Origin of the sequence: Modestobacter sp. NPDC049651 (genome assembly GCF_040659695.1) — a bacterium.
In the GTDB taxonomy this organism is placed as follows: Bacteria; Actinomycetota; Actinomycetes; order Mycobacteriales; family Geodermatophilaceae; genus Modestobacter.
Genome location: NZ_JBFAOG010000006.1, coordinates 55,216 through 70,387, shown reverse-complemented (window position 1 = coordinate 70,387; position 15,172 = coordinate 55,216). Strand labels below are relative to the sequence as shown.

The 15,172-nt window shown below is 74.2% G+C and carries 12 protein-coding genes; 3 read left to right on the top strand and 9 right to left on the bottom strand.

What is annotated here, in order from left to right; translation table 11 throughout:
• Window positions 1-186: 186 nt before the first annotated feature.
• From AB0J00_RS10740 to ndk, 4 genes are all read right to left on the bottom strand, one after another.
• Window positions 187-3,396 (bottom strand): Rne/Rng family ribonuclease, encoded by a 3,210-nt coding sequence (locus tag AB0J00_RS10740; RefSeq protein ID WP_357743896.1) that lies wholly within the window; start codon window positions 3,394-3,396, stop codon window positions 187-189.
• A 270-nt stretch (window positions 3,397-3,666) separates the two neighbouring features.
• Window positions 3,667-4,434: a TIGR03936 family radical SAM-associated protein gene (locus AB0J00_RS10735; RefSeq protein ID WP_357743894.1), complete on the bottom strand. Its 768-nt coding sequence runs from the start codon at window positions 4,432-4,434 to the stop codon at window positions 3,667-3,669.
• Window positions 4,434-6,362: a TIGR03960 family B12-binding radical SAM protein gene (locus AB0J00_RS10730; protein WP_357743892.1), complete on the bottom strand. Its 1,929-nt coding sequence runs from the start codon at window positions 6,360-6,362 to the stop codon at window positions 4,434-4,436. The genes AB0J00_RS10735 and AB0J00_RS10730 overlap by 1 nt, the downstream gene beginning before the upstream one ends.
• A 53-nt stretch (window positions 6,363-6,415) precedes the next feature.
• Window positions 6,416-6,838 (bottom strand): nucleoside-diphosphate kinase, encoded by a 423-nt coding sequence (ndk, locus tag AB0J00_RS10725; RefSeq protein WP_357743890.1) that lies wholly within the window; start codon window positions 6,836-6,838, stop codon window positions 6,416-6,418.
• A gap of 74 nt (window positions 6,839-6,912) precedes the next feature.
• Between ndk and AB0J00_RS10720 the strand changes: the two genes are divergently transcribed.
• Together AB0J00_RS10720 and AB0J00_RS10715 are read left to right on the top strand one after the other, a co-directional pair.
• A complete protein-coding gene (locus tag AB0J00_RS10720; protein ID WP_357743888.1) occupies window positions 6,913-7,134 on the top strand; it encodes a helix-turn-helix domain-containing protein in 222 nt (73 codons plus the stop codon).
• Between the two features lies 1 nt (window position 7,135).
• Entirely contained in the window at window positions 7,136-7,672 is a 537-nt protein-coding gene (locus AB0J00_RS10715) for a Clp protease N-terminal domain-containing protein (RefSeq protein ID WP_357743887.1), read from the top strand.
• Between the two features lie 3 nt (window positions 7,673-7,675).
• On the opposite strand, the gene AB0J00_RS10710 is transcribed toward AB0J00_RS10715, so the two are convergent.
• From AB0J00_RS10710 to AB0J00_RS10700, 3 genes are all read right to left on the bottom strand, one after another.
• Window positions 7,676-7,948, bottom strand: a complete 273-nt coding sequence (locus AB0J00_RS10710) for a hypothetical protein (protein ID WP_357743885.1) — start codon at window positions 7,946-7,948, stop codon at window positions 7,676-7,678.
• A gap of 137 nt (window positions 7,949-8,085) precedes the next feature.
• Window positions 8,086-8,466: a DUF4233 domain-containing protein gene (locus AB0J00_RS10705; protein WP_357743883.1), complete on the bottom strand. Its 381-nt coding sequence runs from the start codon at window positions 8,464-8,466 to the stop codon at window positions 8,086-8,088.
• 73 nt (window positions 8,467-8,539) lie between these two features.
• Window positions 8,540-9,913 (bottom strand): folylpolyglutamate synthase/dihydrofolate synthase family protein, encoded by a 1,374-nt coding sequence (locus tag AB0J00_RS10700; protein WP_357743881.1) that lies wholly within the window; start codon window positions 9,911-9,913, stop codon window positions 8,540-8,542.
• 19 nt (window positions 9,914-9,932) lie between these two features.
• Between AB0J00_RS10700 and valS the strand changes: the two genes are divergently transcribed.
• The gene (valS, locus tag AB0J00_RS10695; RefSeq protein WP_357743879.1) at window positions 9,933-12,521 is read left to right on the top strand and encodes a valine--tRNA ligase; all 2,589 of its coding nucleotides are present in this window, start codon (window positions 9,933-9,935) and stop codon (window positions 12,519-12,521) included.
• 41 nt (window positions 12,522-12,562) lie between these two features.
• Here valS and AB0J00_RS10690 read toward each other — a convergent pair whose 3' ends face one another.
• Together AB0J00_RS10690 and clpX are read right to left on the bottom strand one after the other, a co-directional pair.
• Window positions 12,563-13,474, bottom strand: a complete 912-nt coding sequence (locus AB0J00_RS10690; protein WP_357743877.1) for a DUF559 domain-containing protein — start codon at window positions 13,472-13,474, stop codon at window positions 12,563-12,565.
• Window positions 13,475-13,627: 153 nt separating this feature from the next.
• Window positions 13,628-14,899 carry an ATP-dependent Clp protease ATP-binding subunit ClpX gene (gene clpX, locus AB0J00_RS10685; RefSeq protein ID WP_357743876.1) on the bottom strand — a complete coding sequence of 424 codons (1,272 nt, stop codon included), beginning with the start codon at window positions 14,897-14,899 and terminating at the stop codon, window positions 13,628-13,630.
• Window positions 14,900-15,172 lie beyond the last annotated feature (273 nt).

The window sequence follows — 15,172 nt, the reverse complement described above, 5'->3', positions numbered from 1 at the left end:
CTGGGCGACCGGCACGATGACCTGCGATGACGCGCGGGTCGTCGGGCTGGCCGGTGCTGGACGGGCTGCACGCGCGCGCCGGGGAGCACCTTCCGGTGCCCAGGCCCAGGGCGCAGCAACCCGACCAGCGTACCCGAGGTGGAGGAGCGGGGTCGAACCCTCCCCTCCACCCGGGCGCGGTTCCTGTTACGCCGGCGGGCCGGCAGGTCGGGACGCCGCACGGCGGCGCCGCGGCCGGGCCACGACCGCGGCCGGCTCGGCGGCCGGCTGCGCCTCGGCGACCGGCACGGCCGGCTCCTCCGGGACGAGGACCGCCGGCGCCTCGGGCACCGCCAGGTCCGCGGGCACGGCCAGGTCCTCGGGCACGGCCAGGTCCGTGGGCGCGGCGGTGACGGTGTCGGCCACCGGGGCGGCCTCCCCGTCCTCGTCGACCGCGGCGGCCACGGGCTCGGCCTCCTCGACCACCGGGGCGGTCCCGGCGGCCAGCGCGGCCAGCGCGGCCTCCGGGCTCGCGGCGGCGGGCTCCGCGGTCTCGCCGTCCTCGTCGACCGTGGTCACGGTCCCCTCGGCGGTGGGCTCCCCGGTCACGGTCTCCTCGGCGACGGGCTGCCCGGTGGGCGCGACCTCGTCGGCGACCGCGGTCACCTCGTCGTCCGCGGGCTCGTCGTCCGTGCCCTCGTCGTCGCGACCGCCGTCCAGCGCGGCGGCGTCCTCGGCGGCCCGGGCCTCGCCCGACTGACCGCGGCCACGGCGCCCGCGGCGACGGCCGCTGCGGCCGGAGCCGGTGCCCTCGGTCGCGGCCTCGCCCTCGGCGCCCTCGGGCGCGGCCTCGGCCGGCGCGGCGGTCTCGGCGACCACGGGCTCGGCGTCCTTGACGCCGGAGCGCTGCTGGTCGCGGTTGCGGCCACCGCCGCTCCCGCTGCCGCCGCCGTTGCCCCCGTTGCCGTGGGAGTGCCCGCCGCCGTTGCCGCCGTTGCCCTTGCGCTTGTCGTCGACCGGCTCGGTGTGCACGACGATCCCGCGGCCGCGGCAGTGCTCGCAGGGCTCGGAGAAGACCTCGAGCAGGCCCTGGCCGACCCGCTTGCGGGTCATCTGCACCAGGCCCAGCGAGGTCACCTCGGCGACCTGGTGCTTGGTGCGGTCCCGGCCCAGGCACTCGGTGAGCCGCCGCAGCACGAGGTCGCGGTTGCTCTCCAGCACCATGTCGATGAAGTCGATGACGATGATCCCGCCGATGTCGCGCAGCCGGAGCTGGCGGACGATCTCCTCGGCGGCCTCGATGTTGTTGCGGGTGACGGTCTGCTCGAGGTTGCCGCCGCTGCCGGTGAACTTGCCGGTGTTGACGTCGATGACCGTCATCGCCTCGGTGCGGTCGATGACCAGCGAGCCGCCCGAGGGCAGCCACACCTTGCGGTCCAGCGCCTTGGCCAGCTGCTCGTCGATCCGCAGGTCGCGGAACACGTCACCGGTGCCGGTGTAGCGCTGCAGCCGCTCGGACAGCTCCGGGGAGACGTGCGCGACGTAGGCCTCGACGGTGTCCCAGGCGTCGTCGCCCTGCACGACCAGCCGCTTGAAGTCCTCGTTGAAGACGTCGCGGATGACCCGGATGGCGAGGTCCGGCTCGCCGTACAGCAGCGTCGGCGCGCTGCTGGTCGAGGACGCCTTGGTCTGGATGACCTCCCACTGCGCCTGCAGCCGGGCGACGTCGCGGGTGAGCTCCTCCTCCGAGGCGCCCTCCGCGGCGGTCCGGATGATCACGCCGGCGTCGTCCGGGACGATCTTCTTGAGGATGTCCTTGAGCCGGGTGCGCTCCTTGTCCGGGAGCTTGCGGCTGATGCCGGTCATCGAGCCGCCGGGCACGTAGACCAGGAACCGGCCGGGCAGGTTGACCTGCTGGGTGAGCCGGGCGCCCTTGTGGCCGATCGGGTCCTTGGTCACCTGGACCAGGACCTTGTCGCCGCTCTTGAGCGCGGTCTCGATCGACCGCTGCTTGCCGGACAGGCCGGCGGCGTCCCAGTTGACCTCACCGGCGTACAGGACGGCGTTGCGCCCCTTGCCGATGTCGACGAACGCCGCCTCCATGCTGGGCAGCACGTTCTGCACGCGGCCCAGGTAGACGTTGCCGGCGAAGGACTGCGACTGCGCCTGGGTCACGTAGTGCTCGACCAGCACGTCGTCCTCGAGGACGGCGATCTGCGTGCGCTCGCCCTGCTGCCGGATGACCATCGCCCGGTCGACCGCCTCGCGGCGGGCCAGGAACTCGCTCTCGGAGAGGATCGGCGCCCGGCGGCGGCCGTCGCTGCGGCCCTCCCGGCGGCGCTGGCGCTTGGCCTCCAGGCGGGTGGAGCCGGCGACGCCGCGGACGTCGTCGTCGCTGGAGGTGCGACCGGTGCGGCCGGCCCGCTCCGGGCGGTCGTCGTCGTCGGTGGTGGTGCTGCTGTCGTCGGCGCCGGCCTCACCGGTGCCCCGGCGACGGCGGCGACGCCGGCGGCGGGTGCTGGAGCCGCTGCCGGCCTCGCCCTGCTCGTCGTCGTCCTCGTCCGCGTCGGCGGAGTCGGTGTCCGGCTCCTCGGCGCGCTCGTCGGGAGCCTCGTCGGCCGCGCCGTCCTCGGCGTCCTCGGCGGTCGCGTCACCGGACTCGTCGTCGCCCTCGTCGCCGGCCCGGCCCCGGCCGCGGCCACGCCGGCCCCGGCGCCGGCGGCGGCTGCCGCTCCCGGAGGCGTCGTCGCCGTCGCGGTCGTCCCGGTCGTCCTGCTCGTCGGCGTCGCGGTCCTCGGTGAGCTCGTCGGCCTCCGGCTCCACGGCCGGCGCGTCGGCGGCCGGGCGGCGCCGGCTGCGGCTGCGCCGCGGCGCGGGCGCGTCCTGCTCGTCGAGCGGGGTCTCCTCGACCACGTCGTCGGCGGGCACCGGCGACTCGGCCACGGGGCGCCGGCTGCGGCGGCGCGGGGCGGCGACCTCCGGCTCGGGCGCGACGAAGGTCGGCACGAACGGCGCGGCCAGCGGGGCGCTGAACGGGGCCGCGGCCGGCGGGGCGACCGAGTCGGGGTCGGCGGGTAGCGCCGGGCGGGTGGCCCGCCGGCGCGGGCGGGCCGTGACGGTGGTGGGCTCGGGCGAGCTGAACTGGGCCCCGAAGCGGGGCCCCTCCGGCTCGGGCTCGGGCTCCGGCTCCGGGGCGACCTCGGGCGCGGGCTCGGCGGCGAGGGCCTCGGCCTCGCCGTCGGCCTCCTCGTCCGGCTCCGGTTCGGTGGGCTCCCCCACCGGGGGCTCCACCGGGGGCTCCGCCGGGGTCTCGGGCGCGACGTCCGGCGGCGTGGGGTCTTGGGCCTCGGGAGCGCCGGGGGCGTCCTCGGCCAGGCCCGTGGCGGGGGTGTCGTTCTCGTCGATGCGGTCGGCCACGAAGGGCTCGCCTCCTGGTGCGCTCCCGGGCGCCGATCGTCTCCGACTGGCGGCCGCGCAGGAGCGCGGGTTGGGCGGGTCGGGCGGCCGCACGGGGTGCGGCGGGTCGGCCCGGCCCGCGAAGTCTGATCGCGCCCCGGCCGGTGCGGCTGGGGCCCGGTGGTGCAGCTGGACAGCGGGTCTTGCGGTGGTGCGGAGATCAGCGGGGTCGCGCCACGGCTGGCAGACGTGTCGCGTGACGGCGTCCGGCGGTCTCCCGGCTCTGGCCGGTCAGACCGGCGCGCTCTCCTCCTGGCAGCAGGAGCGCACCACGCGGTCGGGACCGAGCGGATCAGCGACCGCACCGGTGCCGTCGAGCCGGCCCTGCGCCTCTCGCACGGCCCTGGCGGGCGACGGCGGGCGCAGGTCGGCGACGGCAGCCAAGGCGGCCACCACGTCGTCCGGTCGCACGGTCGGCGTGAGCTGACGTACGACCACCTCGAGTATGGCACAACCTGTTCCGCCGGACACCGCAGCGGAGACGACGGCGGCGCGGGCGTCGACGTCCTTGGTGCCGTTCTTGGTCCGCTTGGTGACCAGCACCTGGTCGGCGGCCAGCAGCCGGTCGACGGCCGCGGACAGCTCGGCCGGCTCGATGCCGGGGAGGTCGATCCGCCAGCGGGTGGCGTCCAGCCGGTCGGCCAGCGAGCCGGTCCCCTCCCCCGCCTCGACGCACTCGAGCACGTCGATGCCCGGGGGCAGCGAGGCGTCCAGCGCCGCGCGCACCTGCTCGGGGTCGCGGCGCTCGGCGAGGCCGATCTCGAAGTACTCGGCCTCCGAGGCGGCACCCGTGGGCGCCGCGCCCATGTAGCTGATCTTCGGGTGCGGGCTGAAGCCGGCGGAGAACGCCATCGGCACCTGGGCGCGCCGCAGCGCCCGCTCCAGGGCGCGGGCGAGGTCGCGGTGCGAGGCGAACCGGAGCGGGCCCCGCTTGGTGTAGCGCAGCCGCAGCTTCTGCACCGTGGGCGGCGGGGGCGGCCCCTCCGGCATGCGGGCCATCAGCGGCCCACCACGCTCAGCGGCAGCAGGCTTCGGCCCGTGGGCCCGATCTGGATCTCGGTGCCCATCGTCGGGCACACGCCGCAGTCGTAGCAGCCGGTCCAGCGGCAGTCGCCGACCTCGTCCTCCGAGATCGCGTCCTGCCAGTCCTCCCAGAGCCACTCCTTGTCCAACCCGGAGTCCAGGTGGTCCCAGGGCAGCACCTCGTGCTCGGTGCGCTCGCGGGTGGTGTACCAGTCCAGGTCCACGCCGAAGGGCGCCAGCTCCTGGGTCGCGGCGGTGACCCACCGGTCGTAGGAGAAGTGCTCGCTCCAGCCGTCGAAGTGGCCGCCGTCGCGCCAGACGCGCTCGATGACCCGGCCCACGCGGCGGTCGCCGCGGGACAGCAGCCCCTCGATCACGCCGGGCTTGCCGTCGTGGTACCGCAGCCCGATCGACCGGCCGATGCGGCGGTCGGCGTTGATCGCCTCGCGCAGCACCCTGAGCCGGTGGTCGATGGTCTCGGCGCTGGCCTGCCCGGCCCACTGGAACGGGGTGTGCGGCTTGGGCACGAAGCCACCGATGGAGACCGTGCAGCGGATGTCCTTGGAGCCGCTGGCCTCGCGGCCGGCCCGGATGACCTCGACCGCGAGCTCCGCGATCTCCAGCACGTCCTCGTCGGTCTCGGTGGGCAGACCGCACATGAAGTAGAGCTTCACCTGGCGCCAGCCGTTGGCGTAGGCGGTGGTGACGGTGCGGACCAGGTCCTCCTTGGACACGGTCTTGTTGATCACCCGGCGGATCCGCTCGCTGCCGCCCTCGGGGGCGAAGGTGAGCCCGGACCGGCGGCCGTTGCGCGACAGCTCGTTGGCCAGCGTCACGTTGAACGCGTCGACCCGGGTGCTCGGCAGCGACAGGCCGGTGTTGGTGCCCTCGTACCGGTCGGCGAGCTCCTTGGCGATCTGCCCGATCTCGGAGTGGTCGGCGGAGCTCAGCGAGAGCAGGCCGACCTCCTCGTAGCCGGTGGCCTTGAGGCCGGCGTCGACCATCGAGCCGATCCCGGTGATGGTCCGCTCGCGCACCGGGCGGGTGATCATCCCGGCCTGGCAGAACCGGCAGCCGCGGGTGCAGCCGCGGAAGATCTCCACGCTCATCCGCTCGTGCACGCTCTCGGCCAGCGGGACCAGCGGCTGCTTCGGGTACGGCCACTCGTCGAGGTCCATGACGGTGCGCTTGCCGATCCGCGCCGGGACGTCGTCCCGGGTGCGCAGGACGCCGGCGATCGTGCCGTCGCCGGCGTAGGTGACCGCGTAGAAGCGGGGCACGTAGACGCCCTCGACCCGGGCCAGCCGGGCCAGCAGCTCGACCCGCCCGCCGGGGCGGCCCTGCTCCTTCCAGGCGGCCACGACGTCGGTGATGTCGCCGACGACCTGCTCGCCGTCGCCGAGGACGGCGCAGTCGACGAAGTCGCTGACCGGCTCGGGGTTGAAGGCGGCGTGCCCGCCGGCGACGACGACCGGGTGCGACTCGTCGCGGTCGACCGCGTGCAGCGGGACCCCGGCCAGGTCGAGCGCCTCGAGCAGGTTGGTGTAGCCGAGCTCGGTGGCGAAGCTGACGCCGAGCAGGTCGAAGTCGGCCACCGGGCGGTGCGCGTCGACGGTGAACTGGCCGACGCCGTGCTCGCGCATGAGCGCGGCCAGGTCGGGCCAGACGGCGTAGGTGCGCTCGGCGAGCGCATCGGGGCGCTCGTTGAGCACCTCGTAGAGGATCATGAGGCCCTGGTTGGGCAGCCCGACCTCGTACGCGTCGGGGTACATGAGCGCCCAGTGCACGGCGACGTCCTCCCAGGGCTTCACCTGGGCGTTCAGCTCACCGCCGACGTACTGGATGGGCTTGCCGACCTGGGCCAGCAGCGGCTCGAGGCGGGGGTACAGGGACTGTCCAGTCATGGCAGGTCCCAGGGTAGACGGCGGGGCCCCGTCGTCCGAGGCCCCGCCGCGGTTCAGCCGAGCTGGGGGAAGAAGATCCCGATCTCGCGCGCGGCCGACTCGGGCGAGTCGGAGCCGTGCACGATGTTGTTCTGGACCTCGAGGGCGAAGTCGCCGCGGATGGTGCCCGGGGCCGCCTTGACCGGGTCGGTGGCGCCGGCCAGGGCGCGGAACGCCTCGATGGCGCGCGGGCCTTCGACGACCAGGGCCATCAGCGGCCCGCTGGTGATGAACTCGACGAGCGAGCCGAAGAACGGCCGCTCGCGGTGCTCGGCGTAGTGGGTCTCGGCGACCTCGGCGGTCAGCGTGCGCAGCTCGGCGGCGACCAGGCGCAGGCCCTTCGCCTCGAGGCGGGTGAGGACCTGACCGACCAGGCCGCGGGCGACGCCGTCGGGCTTGACCAGGACGAGCGTGCGCTCGGCAGTGGGTGCAGACACGGGTCGGGAGCGTACGGCACCCCGGGCGTCAACCCAGGTTGACAGGACGTCGGCGTCAACCTAAGTTGACAGCCATGGCCTCCCCTACCGACGTCACCACCGCCGCCGCGGCCGACGACCCGGACACCGGGCTGCGCGCCGTCCGCGCCCTGCGCGAGCTCGCCGACCGGCTCGAGGTGCTCCAGGTCGGCAACGCCCGCGCCCGCGGCTGGTCGTGGCAGCAGATCGCCGAGGCCCTCGGCGTGACCCGGCAGGCCGTCCACAAGAAGCACGCCCGCAGCAGGAAGGACGACTGACGTGTTCGAACGCTTCACCCACGAGGCCCGGCAGGCCGTCGTCGCCGCCCAGGAGGAGGCCCGCGCGCTGCGGGCCGGGCGGATCGAGCCGGTGCACCTGCTCCTCGCCCTCACCCGCGACCCGGGCCGGGCCGGCGAGGTGCTCCGCGCGACCGGGGTGACCCACCCCGACCTCCGGGCGGCGCTCGGCCGGTCCGGTGGCGCGCTGGACCCGGACGCGCTCGCGGCGGTGGGCATCGACCTCGACCAGGTGCGGGCGGCCGCCGAGGCGGCGTTCGGCCCGGGCGCGCTCGAGCGGGGCGCCGAGGGCACCGCCGGGCACCTCCCCTTCACCGACGGCGCCAAGCGTGCCCTGCAGGAGTCGCTGCGCGCCGTCCTGCAGAAGGGCGGCCCCCGCCGCGAGCGGGCGATCGATGGCGCGGCGGTGCTCGCCGGGGTCCTGGCCGTCGCCGACCCCGTGGTCGACCGGGTCCTGCGGCAGCTGGGCACCGACGCCGACCGGCTGCGCACCGAGCTCGGGGACGCCTCGGCCGCCTGAGCGCTACCCGCCGATGTCCAGGCGGGCCATGTGCCGCCAGAGCTCCTGGTCGCGCTCGCTCAGCCCGTTCCAGCAGTCGTAGCTGGACCGGGCGTGCAGCTCCTGGGCCCGCTGCTCGACCACGTCGGACAGGATCCGCCAGCGCAGCCGGGCCGCGTTGGCCGCGATGGTCTGGCTGATCGGCCCGCCCGGGGCGATCGGCGGCTCCCCGGTCGGCCGGCGAGCGGCCGACCTCGTGTCGTGCGCGCCCCCGCAGCAGCTGCTGTGATCCTGCACGGCGCTCTCCCCTCGTGCGCCCCGGCACCTGGTGTCGCCGGGGGTCCACCGCCAGCTTCGGCCCGCGGCGGGCCGGGCTGCAGGCCGGGCGCGGGGACGCCCCTCGACCGGGTGAGGGTGGTGACGGCCGGTGACGCTCAGCCGGCGGGCGGCGGCGCCGGCGGCGGGCCGAACGGCGAGCCGAGCAGCTCCTTGCGCACCTGGAGCAGGTACAGCCAGATGAGCAGGAAGACCCCGGCCACCAGCCACATCGCCGAGCCGAGGAACCCGGTGAGCACCAGCGGCACCTGCAGCGCCGTGCCGATGAGCAGGCCGCGCGGCTTGCGCTGGACGCCACTGGCCAGGATGAGCACCACCGCCAGCACGAGCACCGCGGCGGTCTGCCAGCCGGCCAGCCCGCCGCCGCTCTGCGCCAGCCCGCGGGGCACGAACAGCACCGAGAGGCCCTCGAGCACCAGGATCCCGGCCGCCGCGCCGTTGAGCGCCCTGCCGGCCCGGACCGGGTCCGGGGCCGTCACCGCTCCTCCTCGCTGACGCTCGTCGGGGCGGTGACCCGAGGTGCTCTGCCCATGCGTGACCTCGCGAGCTCGGTCACGACCGGTTCGCCAGCAGCAGGGAGCGGGCCTCCCCGGCGGTGATCACGCTGCCGGTGACCAGCACGCCCGAGCCGCCGAGGGCGTCGTCCGGACCCGCCTCGGCCAGCTCGATCGCCGACTCCAGCGCGTCGAGGAACCGCGGGTGCACGCTCACCCGGTCGGCGCCGAAGACGTCGACCGCCAGCGCGCCCAGCTCGTCGGCCGGCATGGCCCGCTCGGAGCTGTTCTGCGTGACGACCAGCTCGGCGCACAGCGGCTCGAGCGCCGCGAGGATGCCGGAGACGTCCTTGCCGCGGACGCAGCTGACCACGCCGACCACCCGGGTGAAGTCGAACGACTCCCGCACCGCCTCGACGGTGACCTCCATGCCGCCGGGGTTGTGCGCGGCGTCGATCAGCACGGTCGGGGAGGTGCGCACCCGCTCCAGCCGGCCCGGCGACCGGACGGCGGCGAACGCCTCGCGGACGACGTCCTGCGCGATCGGCCCGCTGGCCGCGCCCGCTCCCAGGAACGCCTCGACGGCGGCCAGCGCGACCGCGGCGTTCTGCGCCTGGTGGGCGCCGAACAGCGGCAGGTAGACCTCGTCGTACTCACCGCCGAGCCCCTGCAGCCGCACCTGCTGGCCGCCCACGGCGACCCGGCGCTCCAGCACGCCGAACTCGGTGCCCTCGCGGGCGACCGTGGCCTCCACCTCGATGGCCCGGCGCACCAGCGCCTCGAGCGCACCCGCCGGCTGGTGGGCCAGCACGGCGACCGACTCGGGCTTGATGATCCCGGACTTCTCGGTGGCGATGCTGGCGACGTCCGGCCCGAGGTACTCGGCGTGGTCCAGCGACACCGGGGTGACGACGGCGACCCGCGCGTCGACGACGTTGGTCGCGTCCCAGGTGCCGCCCATGCCGACCTCGACCACCGCCACGTCGACCGGGGTCTCGGCGAACGCGGCGTAGGCCAGCCCGACCATGACCTCGAAGAACGACATCGGCACGCCGCCGCCGTCGACCATCTGCACGTAGGGGGCGATGTCGTCGTAGGTCTCGACGAACCGCTCCGCGCTGATCGGCTCGCCGTCGATGACGATCCGCTCGCGCACGGTCTCCAGGTGCGGGCTGGTGAACCGGCCGACGCGCAGCCCGAACCCGCGCAGCAGCTCGTCGACCATGCGCGCCGTCGTCGTCTTGCCGTTGGTGCCGGTGACGTGGACGACGGGGAACGCGCGGTGCGGCGAGCCGAGGAGGTCGACGAGGGCGTTGATGCGGGTCAGGGACGGCTCGAGCCGGTTCTCCGGCCAGCGCGCCAGGAGCTCCTGCTCGACCCGGGCCAGTTCGGGGGAACCGGCCCCCTGCCCTGGGGAAACTGAGGTGCTCATCGCTCTTAGGATGCCAGTCATGGCAGCCGACATCTCAGCCCCCGACAGCACCGCTCCGGGAGCCCCTGCCGGCGTACCCGACAAGCCGACCCTCGACGGGCTCGAGGCGACCTGGGTCGCCCGCTGGGCCGAGCAGCGCGTCTACGAGTTCGACCGGTCCGCCGCGCTGTCCGCGCCGCGGGCGCAGACCTACGCGATCGACACCCCGCCGCCGACCGCGAGCGGGTCGCTGCACGTCGGGCACGTGTTCAGCTACACGCACACCGACATCATCGCCCGCTACCAGCGGATGCGCGGCAAGCACGTCTTCTACCCGATGGGCTGGGACGACAACGGCCTGCCCACCGAGCGCCGGGTGCAGAACTACTACGGCGTCCGCTGCGACCCCTCGCTCCCCTACGACCCGTCGTTCACCCCGCCGGCCAAGCCGGGCAAGGACCAGCTGCCCGTCTCCCGGCGCAACTTCGTGGAGCTGTGCGAGCGGCTGACCGCGGAGGACGAGGAGGAGTTCGCCAAGCTGTGGCGCCGGGTCGGCCTGTCGGTCGACTGGTCGAACGTCTACCGGACGATCTCCGACACCTCGCGGGCCACCGCGCAGCGCATGTTCCTGCACAACCTGTCCCGCGGCGAGGCCTACGCCCAGGAGGCCCCGACCCTCTGGGACGTCACCTTCCGCACCGCGGTCGCCCAGGCCGAGCTCGAGGACCGGGAGCGCCCCGGCGCCTACCACCGCATCGGGTTCGCCGGGCCGTCCGGTGACCCGGTCTTCATCGAGACCACCCGGCCCGAGCTGCTGCCGGCGTGCGTCGCGCTGGTCGCGCACCCGGACGACGAGCGCTACCAGCCGCTGTTCGGCCGGACCGTGCGGACGCCGCTGTTCGGCGTCGAGGTGCCGGTGGTCGCGCACCGCCTCGCCGAGCCCGACAAGGGCTCCGGCATCGCGATGATCTGCACCTTCGGTGACCTCAACGACGTCACCTGGTGGCGCGAGCTGCAACTGCCCACCCGCGCCGTCATCGGGTGGGACGGCCGCTTCGTCGCCGACGCCCCCGACGGCGTGCCCGCCGACGTCTACGCGGAGCTCGCCGGCAAGACCCCGTTCAGCGCCCAGCAGCGGATCGTCGAGCTGCTCCGCGAGTCCGGCGACCTCGTCGGCGACCCGAAGCCGATCACCCACCCGGTGAAGTTCTTCGAGAAGGGCGAGCGCCCGCTGGAGATCGTCACGACTCGCCAGTGGTACATCCGCAACGGCGGGCGGGACGCCGACCTGCGGGAGGCGCTGGTCGCCCGGGGCCGGGAGATCCAGTGGGTGCCCGAGCACATGCGGCACCGCTACGAGAACTGGGTCGAGGGCCTCAACGGCGACTGGCTGGTCAGCCGGCAGCGCTTCTTCGGCGTCCCCTTCCCGGTCTGGTACCGCCTGGACACCGAGGGCGAGCCGGTCTACGACGAGCCGATCGTCGCCGACGAGGCATCGCTGCCGGTCGACCCGTCGTCCGACGTCCCGCCGGGCTTCGAGGAGTCCCAGCGCGGCAGGCCGGGCGGGTTCATGGCCGACCCCGACGTCATGGACACCTGGGCGACGTCGTCGCTGTCGCCGCAGGTCGCCTCGGGCTGGGACACCGACCCGGAGCTGTTCGCGCACGTCTTCCCGATGGACCAGCGGCCGCAGGCGCACGACATCATCCGCACCTGGCTGTTCTCCACCGTCGTCCGCGCCCACTACGAGCACGGCACCGTGCCGTGGACGCACGCCACCATCTCCGGCTTCGTGGTCGACCCCGACCGCAAGAAGATGTCGAAGTCGAAGGGCAACGCGACCACCCCGATCGACGTGCTGGAGCGCTACGGCACCGACGCGGTGCGGTGGCGGGCGGCCGGCGCCCGGCCCGGTGCCGACTCGCCGTTCGACGAGGCGCAGATGAAGGTCGGCCGGCGGCTGGCGATGAAGGTGCTCAACGTCGGCAAGTTCGTGCTGGGCCTGGGCGCCTCGACCGCGCTGACCGCCGAGGACGTCACCGAGCCGATCGACCGTGGCCTGCTCGCCGCGCTCGCGACGGTCGTCGACGAGGCGACCGCCGCGATGGACGCCTACAACTACACCCGGGCCCTCGAGGTCGCCGAGACGTTCTTCTGGTCGTTCTGCGACGACTACGTGGAGCTGGTGAAGACCCGGGCGTACGGCTCGGACGACGCGGCGCGGTCGGCCCAGGCGGCGCTCGCGCTGGCGTTGTCGGTGCAGCTGCGGCTGTTCGCGCCGGTGCTGCCGTTCGTGACCGAGGAGGTCTGGTCGTGGTGGCAGAGCGGATCGGTGCACCGGGCGCTGTGGCCGGCCGCCGCCGAGCTGCCGACCGGGGGTGACCCGGCGGTGCCGCTGGTCGCCGCGGAGGCGCTGACCGCGGTGCGCAAGGCCAAGTCCGAGGCCAAGCAGTCGATGCGCGCCGACGTGGCGACGGCGACGGTGACCGCCCCGGCGGCGCAGGTGGCGCTGGTGGAGTCCACCCGGGTCGACCTCGCGAACGCCGGCCGGATCGCGGAGCTGTCGGTGGTCGCCGGCGACGGTCCGCTCACCGTGGACGTCGTCCTCGCCGAGCCCGCCACCGAGTGACGCGTGCGCTGAGGCCGGGTTCCGATGTCTGGCACCCGGCCTCAGCGCCCACGCAACAGCTCCAGCCGCGCCTGGTGGGTCGCCAGGATCGTCCGCCGGCACGCGGCGGGCTCGGTCGTCATGCGGGCGTAGCCGAAGCGCAGCGTCTGCCAACCGGTGATGGCGACCAGCGCATCCCGGCGGATGTCGCGCTCGCGCTGCCGGTGGGACCCGTGCCAGGCGGCACCGTCGAGCTCGACGGCCAGCCGGGCCTCGTCGTAGGCGGCGTCGAGGAAGAACCGCTCCCCCGCGACGACCAGCGGCCGCTGCTGGGTGAAAGCCGGCATGCCCGGCTGCTGCAGCACGTGCAGGCACCCCCATATCTCCAGTTCGCTGCGGCAGCCCTGGGCGAGCAGCGCGACCAGCTCGGCCAGCTGCGCGCGGCCTGGCAGCCGGGGACGGCGGTCGAGTTCCCAGGCCAGCTCCTGCGGCCGGCACAGCCGCGTACGGACGGCGTCGATCGCCGCGGCCCGGACGACCGGCCGGGGCACCGCTCCTGGGAGACCCCAGCTGTCGACGACGGCGCGCTCCACGCAGCTGACCGGGATGCCCTCGACCCGGCGCAGGGCGTCGAGCAGACCGGTGCCGCGGTGCAGCCGGACACTGGTCGTCCCCCGCCCGCTGCGGGCTCCCTCGACGGTCAGGTGCACCGGTCCCGGTGGCGGCGGGACGAGGTCCCACAGCGCGAGCGCCGAACCGTGGCTGACCACCGCTCCGCGGGTCAGGGCCGCGGCAGCGACCCGGGTGCGCCACCGACCCGCGGCAGCGGGAGTCGCGAAGACCCCCGGCTCCAGGCGGACGAGGCGGCCTGCGGCCACCCAGGCGTCCACTGTCCCGCGGTGCACGTGGCGGACCAGCTCGGCGTGGGTCGCCCAGCCGCGCGGCCCCACGACCGCTTCGACGTCCCAGGTCACCGGACGAGCGTGCGGCCTCGTCCCCCGGTCGGGCGGCCGGCGGGAGGATCTGTGGACGGCCGCTGACCATGTGCGCAGAGGCCGGGTCCCCACAGCGGGAACCCGGCATCTGCGCACGTCACCGCCCCGGCGCAGGGGCGGGTCGGGAGGGCGTCAGGCGCTCTTCTCGCGGGGGGCGCGGGTGGGCTTGCGCGGCACGATCGTCGGGTTGACGTGCTCGAGCACGACGTCCTTGGTGATCACCACAGTGGCGACGTCGTCCCGGCTGGGCACGTCGTACATCACCGACTGGAGCACCTCCTCCATGATCGCCCGGAGCCCGCGGGCGCCGGTGCCGCGGAGGATCGCCTGGTCGGCGATCGCCTCGAGTGCGTCGTCGCTGAACTCCAGGTCGACCCCGTCGAGCTCGAACAGCCGCCGGTACTGGCGCACCAGGGCGTTCTTCGGCTCGGTGAGGATCTGGATCAGCGCCTCGCGGTCGAGCGCCTGCACCGAGGTGATGACCGGCAGCCGGCCGATGAACTCGGGGATCATGCCGAACTTCAGCAGGTCCTCGGGCATGACCGCGCCGAACGCGTTGGACTGGTCGAGCTCCTGCTTGCCGCGCAGCTCCGCGCCGAAGCCGATGCCCTGCTTGCCGATCCGCTGCTCGATCACCTTGTCCAGGCCGGCGAACGCGCCGCCCACGATGAACAGCACGTTCGTCGTGTCGATCTGGATGAACTCCTGGTGCGGGTGCTTGCGGCCGCCCTGCGGGGGCACGGAGGCGGTGGTGCCCTCGAGGATCTTCAGCAGCGCCTGCTGCACGCCCTCACCGGAGACGTCGCGGGTGATCGAGGGGTTCTCGCTCTTGCGGGCGATCTTGTCGACCTCGTCGATGTAGATGATGCCGGTCTCGGCGCGCTTCACGTCGTAGTCGGCGGCCTGGATCAGCTTGAGCAGGATGTTCTCGACGTCCTCACCGACGTAGCCGGCCTCGGTGAGCGCGGTGGCGTCGGCGATGGCGAACGGCACGTTGAGCATCCGGGCCAGCGTCTGCGCCAGGTGCGTCTTGCCGCAGCCGGTGGGGCCCATCAGCAGGATGTTGGACTTCTGCAGCTCCACGCCCTCGTCGCGGCTGCGGTCGCCACCGGCCTGGACCCGCTTGTAGTGGTTGTAGACGGCGACGGCGAGCGTGCGCTTGGCCTGGTCCTGGCCGATCACGTACTGCTCGAGGAAGTCGTGGATCTCGCGCGGCTTGGGCAGCTCGTCGAACTTGAGGTCGGAGGACTCGGAGAGCTCCTCCTCGATGATCTCGTTGCAGAGGTCGATGCACTCGTCGCAGATGTAGACCCCGGGGCCAGCGATGAGCTTCTTGACCTGCTTCTGGCTCTTCCCGCAGAAGGAGCACTTGAGCAGGTCGCCGCTCTCACCGATACGTGCCACCTGGCTGACCTCCACCTCGAGTCGGGACGGCGGTGCCGCTGCCCCTGTGTGCGTACTGATGCCCTGCCGACTTGATGCCCTGCCGACGCCCTCGGGGCGTCCCGTCGTCCCTGCGGTGCCGACCGGTGTGGCCGCAGACCGGGGAATCGGGCGTTCACCGAACCTACCCGGCGGGACCGACGTTCCGGGTCAGTGACGCACCCGGTTCGACCGGCCCGTCACACCCGCCCCGGTCATCCCCCACGGCCCCGGTCGGCCACGGGGGTGACCCGC